This is a genomic window from Paraburkholderia sacchari, assembly GCF_000785435.2.
Lineage (GTDB): Bacteria > Pseudomonadota > Gammaproteobacteria > Burkholderiales > Burkholderiaceae > Paraburkholderia > Paraburkholderia sacchari.
In genome coordinates this window covers 199,344-212,662 of record NZ_JTDB02000007.1, presented here as the reverse complement: position 1 = coordinate 212,662, position 13,319 = coordinate 199,344, and the positions used below count along the sequence as shown (strand labels likewise).

Genomic DNA, 13,319 nt, shown 5'->3' with positions numbered 1-13,319 from the left:
GCGCATTGCGTCAGGCCTTCGCAAGCGCGAGCTTGCTGTAGTCGGCGTCGAGGTGGGCGCACAGCGCCTCGACCACGAGCTCGTGATCGGCGCGCTGCGGCAGGCCCGAAACCGTCACCGAGCCGATCACGCCGGCACCCGCGACGGTCAGCGGAAACGCGCCGCCATGGGTGGCGTAATCCGCCACGGGCAGGCCGTTTTTCTCGGCGAGCGACGAGCCCGACTGCTGCACGCGCAAACCGATCGCATACGAACTGCGCCGGAAATGCTCGACCACGCGCGACTTGCGGCGCGCCCACTCGACGTTCTCGGGCGTCGCGCCGGCAAGCGCGCAGAAGAACTGTGGCAGGCCAAAGGTGCGCACGTCGATGACGACCGCGTGCGAACGCGCAACCGCAAGCTCGCGCAGCACGGTGCCGAGTTGCCAGGCGCGATCGGTGTCGAAACGGGGAAACACCAGCGCGTGCTCCTGCGCGGCTATCGATTGCAGATCGAGGGCGATATCCATATGAGAGGTTATGAGGGCAGAGTCAGAGGCAAAAAGATTGGGCGGATTGATCGAATTGGGCGGCTCGCCATTTCTGCTGCGGCAACCGGGCACACGATTCTAGCCTGGCGCCCTGTGCAAACGCCCCGGGCGCAGCCTCGCCCGCCCTGTCCGCAATGATTCTGCAATCGTCCAGAAGGGTGTTCGTTAATTATTGTTGCATCACCGCTATATTTACCCTATAATCTTTTTCTTTGACGGACGCGGGGTGGAGCAGTCTGGCAGCTCGTCGGGCTCATAACCCGAAGGTCGCAGGTTCAAATCCTGTCCCCGCAACCAAAGCCCATTGAGGCTTTTCGCAAAAACCGTCATGCCATCAAACCCGCTTCGGCGGGTTTTTTGTTGTCCAGCGAAATCCGTCCCGAGCACGGGGCGATATTTGGGGGACCGATCCATGAAGAAGCAAACATTCATCCGCCTGGCACTTGCCGCCGCATCTATCGGCTTGGCCAGCGCGGCAAACGCGACCGATGTCAACGTGGGCATCAACGTGGGGACCCCTGTTGTCCCTGTCGTGGTTGCGCCGCCACCTCCCGCCGCTATCGTCGTCACGCCGGGCTGGTATGGCGACCGCTATTGGGATGGCCGCCGTTACTGGGACCGCGACGACTGGGACAGGCACCACCATCACGACAAGGGCTGGCACTGCCCGCCCGGCCACGCCAAGAAAGGTGAATGCTAACCGGACGCCCGTCCGGTCACATGAAGAAACCCGGCCTCGCGCGCCGGGTTTTGTTTTTCTGGTACCCTCCGGCTTCACGCTTCACGCGGTCATTCCTGCCCTCTAATTCAACACAAATTAGGAAAAATCCGATATCGCGCTACGCGAAAAAGATCGCAATATCCTGAACAAGATATGGCGATCACCAACCGATTGCGTCAAGCTTGCAAGGATAACGATCTGCTAGTCGCGGAAAATCTTCCCCAAAGAGATTAACTCATGCTCAGCAATGATTTGGAGAGAATCAAATATTTCGCCAAACTGGCAAACGCATTTGATGAAACCCTGCTGAATATAAGAAGCCATATCGCCAACAACCCCGATGCACTTAGAGAACTCGCTTACGCCTTATACGAGAGCGATCGATTCGAGCAAACCCTGAGTGTGGCAATGCAAGGGCTTGCAATTGCGCCCGCACATCCCGTATTGCGTTACGATGCCGCAAGAGCATGCAGCATAACAGGCGACGTCGAGCAAAGTCGACAACATATCGAGATCGCAGTAAGCGTCCACAGCAAGAACCCCTATTTCCAAAGTCACTATGCCGATACGCTATTACGCCTCGGCGAATTCGAAGAAGGCTGGAAACGCAAAAAATGGTATTACCAGCTGCCCGGGATTGAAGAGAGCATGGTTCAGCTACCCTTTCCCAAGTGGTCGGGCGAATCGGTCGCTGGAAGCACAATTTTGCTTGTTGGCGAACAAGGACGCGGCGACGAAATTCAATTTTTAAGATTTGCGGAATGGTTGAACGAGAAAGGCGCAATAGTGGACGCGCTAGTGAGTGAGCCAATAGCACCATTGGCAAAATCCATGGCCAGCATCCGCGCTACCTACACTCGAATCCCACCGTGTTCTTATCAATACTGGTGCCATATAACCAGGGTCCCAGAATTCATGAATCTGGAACTTTCGATGCTTCCATATGCAACCGGGTATATATCGTCATCGCCGGAAAAGGACGACTTCTGGAATCACAGGATCAACGCGCTTACAGCCAGTAAAGCATCCAGACACAATATGAAAATTGGAGTGGTGTGGGAAGGCGGCCCCGCACACTCGCTCGATCGTTTCCGGTCGATCAGCCTGAATACATTTATCCCTCTTTTCACACTACCGGACGTGACGTGGTTTTCCTTGCAGAAAGGAAAAAGCGAGCAGGCAAGTCGCGCGCTTGAAGAGAATTTCGATATACACACGTTAGGCCCGGAAATCCATGACTTTACGGATACGCTATCAATACTCAATCAACTGGATTTGCTTATTTCCGTTGACACATCGGTCGCTCACCTCGCAGGCGCAGGAGGTACTCCTGTGTGGACGCTCGTACCGGCTTACGGCGATTGGCGATGGCTCACCCATAGAATGGACAGCCCCTGGTATCCGACCATGCGATTGTTTCGGCAACGCAAATTAGGAAACTGGATCGAGGTCGTCAGTGAAGTGAGGGACGCGTTACTGGCACGCACCCACCTCCTATACGGGGAATCCGCGCCGGCTCCCGTCGCCCCGCCTTGCGGTGATACACTCGCATCACCCATCCCCCTATCGTGCCCATGAAATTCTGCTCGACTTGTGGTCAGGCGGTCAGCCTGCTCGTTCCGCCCGGCGACAATCGCGAACGCTACGTCTGCGCGCACTGCGGCACCATCCACTACCAGAATCCGCGCAATGTGGTCGGCACCGTTCCCGTCTGGGAAGACAAGGTGCTGCTGTGCCGTCGCGCGATCGAGCCGCGCTACGGCTACTGGACGCTGCCCGCCGGCTTCATGGAGATGGGCGAGACGACCTCCGAAGCCGCCGCGCGCGAGACGCTCGAGGAAGCTGGCGCGCGCGTCGAGGTGCAGAACCTGTTCTCGTTGCTGAACGTGCCGCGCGTGCATCAGGTGCATCTGTTCTATCTCGCGCGCCTGCTCGACCTCGATATCGAAGCCGGCGAAGAGAGCCTCGAAGTGCGCCTCTTCGAAGAACACGAAATTCCGTGGGACGACATCGCGTTCCCCACCGTCGGCCAGACCCTGCGTTGCTTCTTCGCCGACCGCCAGTCGGGAAGCTATGGCCTGCACACGGGCGACGTCTTGCGCTCCCTGCGCGACGGCTGACTGCTTTTACGGCGATGGTGCCCTGGCTTTCGCCCGACGACCCGTTCCCGCCTGTCGAGCGCGCCCTTGGCGCGTCGAGCGGCGCGCCGGGCCTGCTTGCCGCAAGCGCCGACCTGCTGCCCTCGCGCCTCGTCGACGCCTATCGGCACGGCATTTTTCCGTGGTACTCGGACGGCCAGCCCGTGCTTTGGTGGAGCCCCGATCCGCGCATGATCCTGCGCCCCGACGAGTTCAAGGTTTCGCCCTCGTTCAGGAAAACGCTCAAGCGCGTGCTGCGCGATCCCGCGTGGGAAATCCGCGTCGACAACGACTTCCCCGCCGTGATGCGCGCCTGCGCGAACGCGCCGCGCCGTGGCCAGCGCGGCACCTGGATCACCTCCGACGTGGTCGACGCCTATTCGAGCCTGCATCGCATCGGCGATGCGCACAGCGTCGAAGCGTGGTTCGACGGCCAGCGCGTGGGCGGCCTCTATGGCGTCTCGCTCGGCAAGATGTTTTTCGGCGAATCGATGTTCGCCTCCATCACCGACGCCTCGAAAATCGCGCTCGCCGCGCTCGCCGCGCATCTGCGCCGCAACGGCGTCGAGCTGATCGACTGCCAGCAGAACACCGCCCATCTGGCTTCGCTGGGGGCGCGCGAAATCGGGCGCAAGGCGTTCATCGCGCATGTGCGCGCGACGGTAGGCACGGGCGCGATCGGCTGGCGTTTCGATAAAAGCGTGCTCGCCGATTGGGTCCGCCAGGGCCACGCCGACAATAGCGCCGTATCCGCGCTCTAAGACGCGCGCGAGCACGGGCCCACGCCCGTCACCCATGCCCGGCGGCGCGCAATTCGATAGATACGCGTCTGGCGTCAATGTTAGTATGCAAGGAGAAAACGTCGCATCCGCTGCGCGACGATCCGAACCGCTACGAGAGCTGCCAACGTGACGCATCCGAACGAGCTGCCGCTTTCACCGCTTTCCGCGCTGCAATTCTATGCAACGGCGCCCTACCCCTGCAGCTATCTGGAGGGGCGCATCGCGCGCTCGCAAGTGGCGACGCCCAGCCATCTCATCAACTCCGACGTCTACACCGATCTCGTGAAGGCGGGCTTCCGCCGCTCGGGCGTCTTCACGTACCGCCCCTATTGCGACGGCTGCCGCGCCTGCGTGCCGGTGCGCGTGCCGGTCGAGCGCTTCGCGCCGAACCGCACCCAGCGCCGCGCCTGGAAGCGTCATGGCGCACTCGTGGCGACGGTCGCGCCGCTCCATTACGACGAAGCGCATTACGCGCTCTACATGCGCTACCAGTCGGCGCGGCACGCGGGCGGCGGCATGGACCGCGACAGCCGCGACCAGTACGAGCAGTTCCTGCTGCAAAGCCGGATCAACTCGCGCCTCGTGGAATTTCGCGAGCCCGATGCGCAGCGCCCCGAAGAGCCCGGCACGCTGCGCATGGTGAGCATGATCGACATCCTCGGCGACGGGCTCTCCTCGGTCTACACCTTCTTCGAGCCCGACAGCCCGCACACGAGCTACGGCACCTACAACATCCTCTGGCAAATCGAGCAGGCGCGCAGTCTGCAACTGCCCTACGTCTATCTCGGGTACTGGATCCGCGAGAGCCCGAAAATGGCCTATAAAGCCCGCTTTCAGCCGCTCGAAGGCCTCTTCGACGGCCTCTGGTGCGCGCTCGGCCCCACGGGCGAAGCTGCCGAAAGCTAGCCCGCGAGCGGCGCCGCGGCAATCTTTCCCGTGCATGCGCCCGGCCCCTCCGCCGTTTGCGGCGAACGGCGCTGTGAACTGCGGGGTGAACTTTATCGCTAAAATAGCGGGTTCTCATTTTTTTGGCGCCCGCGCCTTTTCTCCGTGTTCAGCACCCTTTATCCGCTCGTCCGCGACCGGCTCTTCCGCATGGACGCCGAAGACGCCCACCACCTCTCCCTGCGCATGATCGGCGCTGCGGGCCGCACGGGCCTGGCAAGCCTCATCGCGCCGCGCGTGCCCGATTCGCCGCGCACCGTCATGGGCCTCACGTTCCGCAATCCGGTAGGACTCGCCGCGGGCCTCGACAAGGAAGGCGCCGCCATCGACGGATTCGCCGCGCTGGGCTTCGGCTTTATCGAAGTGGGCACAGTCACGCCGCGCCCGCAGCCGGGCAATCCGCGGCCGCGCATTTTCCGCCTGCCCGAGGCCGGCGGCATCATCAACCGGATGGGGTTCAACAATCAGGGCGTCGAGCAGTTCGTGAAGAACGTGCAGGCCGCGCGCTATCGCGGCATCCTCGGCCTGAACATCGGCAAGAACGCCGACACGCCGATCGAGCGCGCCGCCGACGACTACTTGTTCTGTCTCGAGCGCGTCTATCCGTTCGCGAGCTATGTGACGATCAACATCTCGTCGCCGAACACGAAGAATCTGCGCCAGCTGCAGGGAGGCGGCGAGCTCGACGCGCTGCTCGCGGCGCTCAAGGACAAGCAGCAGCGTCTCGCCGACATGCACGGCAAGCTCGTGCCGCTCGCGCTGAAGATCGCGCCCGATCTCGACGACGAGCAGATCAAGGAGATCGCCGACACGCTCCTGCGCCACCAGATCGAAGGCGTGATCGCGACGAATACGACGCTTTCGCGCGCGGCGGTCGATGGCCTGCCCAATGCGAACGAAACCGGCGGCCTCTCGGGCCGCCCGGTGTTCGAGGCTTCGAACGAGGTGATCCGCAAGCTGCGCGCCGAACTCGGCGAGCAGGTGCCGATCATCGGCGTAGGCGGCATTTTCTCGGGCGAAGATGCGCGTGCGAAGATCGCCGCGGGGGCGTCGCTCGTGCAGGTCTATACAGGTTTCATCTACCGCGGCCCGGCGCTCATTGCCGAATGCGCGCGGGCGCTGGCCTCGGGCCGCGCGTGAGGCTATAGTTTCAGGCCATGTGCGGCGCGTGGCGCGTATCGGGCCACGAACGCCGCAACAGAAGACAGCCGGCCTGGGGAGTCCTCGGGCTCGCTACAAAACCGCAGCAAAACAAGAGGAAAACAATGAAAGTCGCCTTGCTGAAAAAGCTCCTTGCGCTCGCACTCGCCGGCGCATCGTTCGTTGCAGCGAGCGCCCACGCCGAAGACCTGCTCGACCAGGCGAAGGCGCGCGGCACGCTGCGCATCGGTCTCGAAGGCACGTTCCCGCCGTTCAACTCGAAGGCGCCTAACGGCGAACTGGTTGGCTTTGACGTCGACATCGCCAAGGCCGTGGCCGCGAAGATGGGCCTGAAGCCCGAATTCGTCACGACCGAATGGAGCGGCATCATCGCGGGCCTGCAAGCCGGTAAATTCGACGTGATCGTCAACCAGGTGGGCGTCACCGACCAGCGCAAGGCCGCGCTCGACTTCTCGCCGGCCTACACGTACTCGGCCGCGCAGCTCATTCAGCGCAAGGACGACAAGCGCCAGTTCACGTCGCTCGAAGAGCTGAAGGGCAAGAAGCTCGGCGTGGGTCTGGGCACCAACTACATGGACATGGCGAAGTCGGTGCCGGGCATCGACGTGAAGACCTATCCCGGTGCGCCGGAATACCTGCGCGACCTCGCGGCCGGACGTCTGGACGCGGCGCTCAACGACCGCCTGATGCTCGCCTACCTGCTGAAGAACTCGCAGTTGCCGCTGCGCACGGGCGCGATGGTCGGCGCCGGCAACCCGTCGGCCATTCCGTTCAGGAAGGGTAATCCGAAGTTCGCCAAGGCCATCGACGAAACCATGGCGCAACTCGAAGCCGACGGCACCTTCACGAAGATCTCGGACAAGTGGTTCGGCATCGACGTGACCAAGCCGATCACGAAGTAACGATGCAAGTCACGGGGCCGCATCCCAGGGTGCCGTCCCCTGTTCTTATGGCTCGCCTCGCGAGCGCCTCAAATCCGCGACCCATCCGCGTCCTCCCATGCCCATCTCCTCGCTCATCATCCAGTCGCTGCCCGTGCTCGCGCAGGGCGCGGTGCTGACGGTCAAGTTCGCTGTCCTGTCGATGATCTTCGGGCTCGTCGGCGGTGCGGTGCTCGCGCTCATGGGCATCAGCTCGAACCGTGCGCTCGTGTTCATCGCGCGCGTGTACGTGAGCCTCATGCGCGGCACCCCGCTGCTCGTGCAGATCTTCGTGATTTACTACGGATTGCCGAGCATCGGCATCTCGCTCGACCCCACGCCTGCAGGTGTGATCGCGCTCTCCGCGAACGTCGCGGCCTATCTTTCCGAGAGCATGCGCGGCGCGATTCTCGGCATCCACAGCGGCCAGTGGCTCGCCGCCTATAGCCTGGGACTCTCGCGGCGCCAGACGCTGCGCTACGTGATCGCGCCACAGGCGCTGCGCATTGCGGTGCCGAGCCTCTCGAACAGCCTGATCAGCCTCATCAAGGACACGTCGCTCGTCTCGGTCATCACCGTGACCGAACTGCTGCGCAGCGCCCAGGAGATCATCGCTTCGACGTATCAGCCGCTGCCGCTCTATCTCGCGGCCGCCGCCGTCTACTGGGTGCTCTGCCAGGTGCTCGAGTGGATCCAGCACTGGTACGAAAAACGCCTGGCGTTGCCCGCGCGGCACTGAGTGGCGTCGAGCGGCGCTGAGCGTCACTCGCAGTCGAACCGCAAGCCGAGCGCCGCGCGAGCGGCATCGGCCATCGCGATCATGCGCCGCGAAGTCTCATGCGGCATGACCGGGCTCTCCAGCGCGCCGGCGCGCACCAGCTCGCAAAAGTGCGCAGTCTCGTAGTTCAGGCCGCCGCCTTCGAAGGGCTCGTCGAGTTCGACCGTGCGGCCGTCGACATAGCGGATCGTCGCGCGCACCGGGTTCCACCAGTTCGCATGAATCGTAACGTTGCCGAGCGGCCCGGCCAGCAGCGCATCGCCAAAGCCATGCAGGTCGAGCCCGCAAAAGAGCTGCGCGATACCGTTTTCGTGCTGGCAATTAAGGCTTGCAAACGTATCGACGCCCGTGACGCCCAGGCGCCCGAAGGTCTGCACCTCGCGCGGCGCACCCAGCCAGTCGACTGCCAGAAACATCTCGTACACGCCGATGTCGAGCAGCGCCCCGCCCGCGTGCTCGAACGAGAACGACGGATGATCGGCAGGAACGTTAGCCACCGAGCAGCCCGCGCGGACGAGACCCACGGGGCCGATAGGATCCGCTTGCAGATGCGCGCGCAAGGCGCGATAGAGCGGAAAGAACGGCGGCTTCATCGCCTCCATGAAGAGCCGTTGCGCGCGCCGCGCGGCGTCGATCACGCGTTCGAGTTGCCCGGCGTTCACCGTCGCGGGCTTTTCGCAGAGCACGTGCAGGCCCGCCTCCAGCGCCGCGACCGCAAAGTGCGCGTGGCTGTCCTGCAGCGTTGCGATGTAGACGGCGTCGACACCGCTCGCGAGCAGCGCCTCGAAACTCGCGCACGCAGCGGCGCCGCACTCCTGCGCGAGCGCCGCCGCCGGCGCCGCGCGGCGCGACCATACCGCGCCCACGCGCGCGCCTTGCACATGCGCCACGCCCTGTGCGAAACGCCGCGCGATGCGACCCGCGCCCACGATGCCCCAGGTTATCGCGGCCGAAGTGGCGCCGTTACTGGTTTCGCTGCCCTTCCCGGAATTGCCCATGCCTTGCCTCGTATCGCCGATTGCTTCGGTTGCGTGATTCTGCTCGCCGCACGCCGGACACCGGCCGCAGCGAAGCAAAGATACGCACGATACGGGCTTGCGCGCGCGCAGGCAACCGCGCAGTCAAGCACTCAGGCAACGAACGGGAAGCGTCAGCGCGTCTCGACGGCCTCCGGCGAAAGCGCGCTGTGAAGCTCGTCGGCGGTGAGTTCGATCATGGCCATCGCGGCCGCGCGCGCATCGTCGGGCGCACGTCGCTCGATCGCGTCGACCACGCCGCCGTGCGCGTTCACCACGTTGGTCCAACCGTCCTCGCGCTGGCTCAGGATGGGCCCCACGAGCGTGAGCGCGCCGCGAATGATCGCTGCCATCTGCTGATAGAACTGATTGCCGCTCGCGGCGAGAATGCGCGTGTGCAAAAGCGTATCGGCAGCTTCGCAACCCGCTTCGCCGGGACTCGTCTGGCGTAGCGCCTCGTAGGCCTCGCGAATGCCCGCGAGATCCGCCGCGCTCGCGCGCTCGGCTGCCAGCGCGCACGCGGCGGGCTCGATCAGCGCGCGGAACTCGATCACGTCGCGCAGAAAGTTCTTGTCCGGCTTCGCGCGAAAACGCCAGCTCACCACGTCTTCGTCGATCATGCGCCAGTCGCGCATGGGCCGGATGCGCGTGCCGATCTTCGGCCGCACGTCGAGCATGTGGCGCGCGAGCAGCATGGACAGCGCTTCGCGCATGACCGTGCGACTCACGTCGAACTCTTTGGACAAGACGTCCTGCGGCGGCAGGATCGCGCCATACCGTTCTTCGACGATGCCCGAAATCAGGCCGTCCATGACCTTGCTCACGAGTGAGCGTTCCTTGTTCCCCAGTTCCATGACCCTTCCCCCCCGATGCCGCGTAAGCGCGCCTGTATGACGGTTGCTGCGTGGGCCCTCGTGCTTCGTCGAACTTAGTCGTACGTTGCCATGCGAATTGCATCAACCGCCAGCCAGGATATCTCCTGACGCATGAATCACGCGGCAAACGCTCCGTTCGTCCCAGCTTTTTCCGAGTCTTGCCGAATTTTCCCGCCAGGCCCGTTGGTTTCCCGATTCTTGTGGTTTACAGTTTCTCGTTGTCGTTTTGTAAGCAGTCTGTATGGATCCCCCGTCTACTTTCGTGGCCATGCGAGCGCGTCTTCATGCTCTCCCGCACGCCCGTACTGATCGTCGAAACGCACGATGTCGTCCTCGCCGAGATAGCCGCCCGACTGCACTTCGATGATCTCGAGCGGTGTCTTGCCCGGGTTTTCGAGCCGGTGCTTCACGCCAAGTGGAATGTAGGTGGACTCGTTCTCCGAGATCAGGAACACTTCGTCGCCGCGCGTCACGCGCGCCGTGCCGCGCACGACGACCCAATGCTCGGCGCGGTGATGATGCATCTGCAACGAGAGCCGCCCGCCCGGCTTCACGACGATGCGCTTGACCTGGAAGCGCTCCCCGCGATCGACCGAGTCATAGCAGCCCCACGGCCGCTCGACGCGGCGGTGATGCTGCGCCTCCTCGCCGTGCTGCGCCTTGAGCTTGCCGACGATCGCCTTCACGCTCTGCACCCGGTCCTTGGCAGCGACCAGCACGGCATCGGCGGTCTCCACCACCACCACGCCGTGCACACCCACGCAGGCTACGAGCCGGCCATCGGAATGCGCGAAGCTCTCGGTCGAATCCTCGAACAGCACGCGCCCGCGCGCGACATTGCCGCTCGCATCCTTGTCGGAGACTTGCCAGACCGCGTCCCACGCGCCAACGTCGGACCAGCCCGCCACGAGCGGCACGACCACGCCCGCGAGAAGCGCGTCGGCGCCCACGGACTCCATCACCGCATAGTCGATCGAATCGCAGGGGCACGCCGCCAGCGCCGCCGCATCCAGATGAATCGCGCCGTCCGCATCGACACTCGCGCGTTCGAAGGCCTGCGCGCACTGCTCGGCGATGGCGGGCCGGCAACGGGCGATGGCCGCGAGCCACACCGAGGCCCGCACCACGAAAATGCCGCTGTTCCACCAGTAGTCGCCCGACGCGACGTAACGCGCGGCCACCTCGGCATCGGGTTTCTCGACGAAGCGTTCGATGGTGCGCGCGCCGCTCGCGCCAAGGGTCGGGCCGGCGCCGATGTAGCCGTAACCGGTCTCCACCCGTTGCGGCGGCACGCCAAGCGTGACGATCGCACCGCGCGCTGCGTAGATCACGGCGTCTTCCAGCGCGGCGGCAAACGCTGCCCGATCGGCGATCAGATGATCCGCCGGCATGGCGACCAGGATCGGGTCGCTATCGCTTTGCGGTGCTTTTGCCGGCGCGTTTGCCGATGCACCGTCCGGCGCGGCTTCCGTCGCTGTTTCCACCTCAGTTTTCACCGCGGTTTCCGCCGTTGCCTGCGCCGCGCATGCGGCGAGCGCAGCCACGGTGAGCGCCGGCGCGGTGTTGCGCGCGACCGGCTCGAACATGACGCGCGCCGCCATGCCGCTGCGGCCGAGCCGGTCGGCGGTCATGTGGCGCAGTTCCTCGCTGCTCACGACGAGCGGCGCGGCCTTGCGCACCGACGCGCCGCCACGCGCATACACATCATCGAGGCGGCGCACGGTGGCCTCGAGTAGCGACTCGCCGTCGAGCAGGTCGATCAGCTGCTTGGGGCAATGTTCGCGCGAAAGCGGCCATAACCGCGTTCCCGAACCGCCAGCCAGCACGACGGGCTGGACGACGAGTGCGACTTCGGGCTCATTGGCCGCGGCAATCAAGCCGGCCTGCGTAACGACCTGGTTCATGCACGAAGCTCCCCGTTCGGATATCCGGTCCCGGACGGGCGCGGCATCGCGTGCTGCCTTGCGCCCCCTGGGCATTCGGACTCCATTGGAGCAAAGCGCGGCGGGCGATTCTGTACGCATACCCACACTGATCGAGCAAGTTGCAGGCAGCAAGGCAAGGAGACATTTACGCACGCATGTGCGGTGAGAAAGCGGCCCGGCATCCATGTTTCAGGAGCGAACATTTCCGCGCGGATTGCCTGCCGTGCAACACAACTGAATCAAATTCGAACGGTTCCGCGTGCGTTGCGAGCGGACGGCCACAGCCGTCGATCAGGTGTGTTTCAGCTTGGAGTCATTTTTGGAAACGCGTCCCGCAACACAAAATAGTCCAATAAATTCAATCACTTGATAAGTTACATCTAGTTACAAATAGCGGCGACGGCGGCCGCGCTCCGCCCAGGTGTCGTACAGAATTGAAACAAAAACGGCGCCTTGCTTCGATGCGCTCGCATCGATACGCCCGCAAAGCCGCACGTACACGAGGTTTGTGCCGCTCTGGCACACCCCCTGCTTAGTGGGATGTGCCACACAGCGTGACGCATACAGCCGATATAGCGCACGCACTCGGACCATGGGGCCGGCACGACGAGCCAATAGCCGCTACGGGAAGCGGTATACAAAAAGCGGTTCGACGACCGGAATGAAAAGACAGAGGCGGTGAAAGCCGCTTCGAACGAGGACCAAATCATGTTGACCCTTCAATCGGATCTGCACGGCAACCATTTGCTCGGGGCACTGCCGTCACACGAGTGGCAAGCACTCGCACCGCATCTCGAACTCGTCCATCTGCGCACCGAACAGCTGCTCTGCGACTCCGGCCAGCGCATTCATCACGTCTATTTTCCGACCACGGCAATCATCTCCATGCTCTCGACGATGGAAGACGGGAGCTCCGTGGAGATCGCCGCGGTGGGCCGCGAAGGCATGACCGGCGTGCCCGTGCTCACGGGCGGAGAAACCATGCCCAACCGCGTGCAAGTGCAATGCACGGGCTTCGCGTATCGCATGAGCGCACAAAGCCTGCGGCAGCAATTCGCGCGCTCGGACTTCCTGCGCCGCCTCATGCTGCTCTACATGCACGCATTGCTCACGCAAGTGGCGCAAACCGCGGCCTGCAACCGCCATCATTCGCTCAGCAAGCAGCTGTGCCGCTGGCTCCTGATCGAAGTGGACCGCGTGGCGTCGAACGACCTGACGGTCACGCAGCAGCTCATCGCCGACATGCTTGGCGTGCGCCGCGAGGGCATCACCGAAGCGGCCGGCAAGCTGCACCACGAAGGTCTGATCCAACACAGCCGCGGCCGCATCCGCGTGCTCGACCGCAAGGGTCTCGAAGCCCGCGCCTGCGAGTGCTACGGCCTCGTGCGCCGCGAGTTCGACCGCTTGCTGCCGCGCCTTCATCAAGCGGAAACCGTGGAATGAGCCGCCCCCTGGACGTCATGACGAGACAGCTATGCTTTCTCGTCATGACGGCTCGGGTCGCGAAACCTGCCCGCATCGCCACATCA

The 13,319-nt window shown here is 63.7% G+C and carries 13 protein-coding genes and 1 tRNA gene; 10 read left to right on the top strand and 4 right to left on the bottom strand.

The features are described 5' to 3' along the window. Positions 1-10: 10 nt before the first annotated feature. Entirely contained in the window at positions 11-508 is a 498-nt protein-coding gene (locus tag NH14_RS23210; protein ID WP_035526068.1) for a heme-degrading domain-containing protein, read from the bottom strand. A 241-nt stretch (positions 509-749) separates the two neighbouring features. Here NH14_RS23210 and NH14_RS23205 point away from each other — a divergent pair. The 9 genes from NH14_RS23205 (at position 750) to NH14_RS23165 (ending at position 7,935) form a co-directional block, all read left to right on the top strand. After that, positions 750-826 (top strand) — tRNA-Met (locus tag NH14_RS23205). A 115-nt stretch (positions 827-941) separates the two neighbouring features. Beyond that, positions 942-1,229 (top strand): hypothetical protein, encoded by a 288-nt coding sequence (locus tag NH14_RS23200; RefSeq protein ID WP_035526066.1) that lies wholly within the window; start codon positions 942-944, stop codon positions 1,227-1,229. A 258-nt stretch (positions 1,230-1,487) separates the two neighbouring features. After that, on the top strand, positions 1,488-2,828 hold the full coding sequence (locus NH14_RS23195) for a tetratricopeptide repeat-containing glycosyltransferase family protein (RefSeq protein ID WP_152617133.1): 1,341 nt from the start codon (positions 1,488-1,490) through the stop codon (positions 2,826-2,828). Further along, the gene (locus NH14_RS23190; RefSeq protein WP_035526063.1) at positions 2,825-3,370 is read left to right on the top strand and encodes an NUDIX hydrolase; all 546 of its coding nucleotides are present in this window, start codon (positions 2,825-2,827) and stop codon (positions 3,368-3,370) included. Before NH14_RS23195 ends, NH14_RS23190 begins: the two co-directional genes overlap by 4 nt. Positions 3,371-3,384: 14 nt before the next feature. Beyond that, positions 3,385-4,149: a leucyl/phenylalanyl-tRNA--protein transferase gene (gene aat, locus NH14_RS23185; protein WP_035526060.1), complete on the top strand. Its 765-nt coding sequence runs from the start codon at positions 3,385-3,387 to the stop codon at positions 4,147-4,149. Between the two features lie 147 nt (positions 4,150-4,296). Beyond that, positions 4,297-5,076, top strand: coding sequence for an arginyltransferase (locus NH14_RS23180; protein ID WP_052148028.1), 780 nt, complete (start codon positions 4,297-4,299; stop codon positions 5,074-5,076). A 144-nt stretch (positions 5,077-5,220) separates the two neighbouring features. Then, complete coding sequence (locus tag NH14_RS23175; RefSeq protein ID WP_035526058.1) at positions 5,221-6,255, top strand: quinone-dependent dihydroorotate dehydrogenase; 1,035 nt, start codon at positions 5,221-5,223, stop codon at positions 6,253-6,255. Between the two features lie 125 nt (positions 6,256-6,380). Further along, the gene (locus NH14_RS23170) at positions 6,381-7,178 is read left to right on the top strand and encodes a transporter substrate-binding domain-containing protein (RefSeq protein WP_035526055.1); all 798 of its coding nucleotides are present in this window, start codon (positions 6,381-6,383) and stop codon (positions 7,176-7,178) included. Positions 7,179-7,275: 97 nt separating this feature from the next. Then, positions 7,276-7,935 (top strand): amino acid ABC transporter permease, encoded by a 660-nt coding sequence (locus NH14_RS23165; protein WP_035526053.1) that lies wholly within the window; start codon positions 7,276-7,278, stop codon positions 7,933-7,935. A gap of 23 nt (positions 7,936-7,958) precedes the next feature. On the opposite strand, the gene NH14_RS23160 is transcribed toward NH14_RS23165, so the two are convergent. The 3 genes from NH14_RS23160 to NH14_RS23150 form a co-directional block, all read right to left on the bottom strand. Continuing rightward, on the bottom strand, positions 7,959-8,972 hold the full coding sequence (locus NH14_RS23160; protein WP_052148027.1) for a Gfo/Idh/MocA family protein: 1,014 nt from the start codon (positions 8,970-8,972) through the stop codon (positions 7,959-7,961). Positions 8,973-9,124: 152 nt separating this feature from the next. After that, on the bottom strand, positions 9,125-9,844 hold the full coding sequence (locus tag NH14_RS23155; protein WP_035526050.1) for a FadR/GntR family transcriptional regulator: 720 nt from the start codon (positions 9,842-9,844) through the stop codon (positions 9,125-9,127). A 275-nt stretch (positions 9,845-10,119) separates the two neighbouring features. Next, entirely contained in the window at positions 10,120-11,769 is a 1,650-nt protein-coding gene (locus NH14_RS23150) for a mannose-1-phosphate guanylyltransferase/mannose-6-phosphate isomerase (protein ID WP_035526047.1), read from the bottom strand. Between the two features lie 729 nt (positions 11,770-12,498). On the opposite strand from NH14_RS23150, the gene NH14_RS23145 reads away from it, so the two are divergent. Beyond that, a complete protein-coding gene (locus tag NH14_RS23145; protein ID WP_035526392.1) occupies positions 12,499-13,233 on the top strand; it encodes a Crp/Fnr family transcriptional regulator in 735 nt (244 codons plus the stop codon). Positions 13,234-13,319: the final 86 nt, after the last annotated feature.

What these genes read in the sequence shown, in the direction of transcription:
- NH14_RS23210 (WP_035526068.1), bottom strand. Translation starts at nt 508, where the DNA reads ATGGATATCGCCCTCGATCTGCAATCGATAGCCGCGCAGGAGCACGCG.
- NH14_RS23200 (WP_035526066.1), top strand. Translation starts at nt 942, where the DNA reads ATGAAGAAGCAAACATTCATCCGCCTGGCACTTGCCGCCGCATCTATC.
- NH14_RS23195 (WP_152617133.1), top strand. Translation starts at nt 1,488, where the DNA reads ATGCTCAGCAATGATTTGGAGAGAATCAAATATTTCGCCAAACTGGCA.
- NH14_RS23190 (WP_035526063.1), top strand. Translation starts at nt 2,825, where the DNA reads ATGAAATTCTGCTCGACTTGTGGTCAGGCGGTCAGCCTGCTCGTTCCG.
- aat (WP_035526060.1), top strand. Translation starts at nt 3,385, where the DNA reads ATGGTGCCCTGGCTTTCGCCCGACGACCCGTTCCCGCCTGTCGAGCGC.
- NH14_RS23170 (WP_035526055.1), top strand. Translation starts at nt 6,381, where the DNA reads ATGAAAGTCGCCTTGCTGAAAAAGCTCCTTGCGCTCGCACTCGCCGGC.
- NH14_RS23165 (WP_035526053.1), top strand. Translation starts at nt 7,276, where the DNA reads ATGCCCATCTCCTCGCTCATCATCCAGTCGCTGCCCGTGCTCGCGCAG.
- NH14_RS23160 (WP_052148027.1), bottom strand. Translation starts at nt 8,972, where the DNA reads ATGGGCAATTCCGGGAAGGGCAGCGAAACCAGTAACGGCGCCACTTCG.
- NH14_RS23155 (WP_035526050.1), bottom strand. Translation starts at nt 9,844, where the DNA reads ATGGAACTGGGGAACAAGGAACGCTCACTCGTGAGCAAGGTCATGGAC.
- NH14_RS23150 (WP_035526047.1), bottom strand. Translation starts at nt 11,769, where the DNA reads ATGAACCAGGTCGTTACGCAGGCCGGCTTGATTGCCGCGGCCAATGAG.
- NH14_RS23145 (WP_035526392.1), top strand. Translation starts at nt 12,499, where the DNA reads ATGTTGACCCTTCAATCGGATCTGCACGGCAACCATTTGCTCGGGGCA.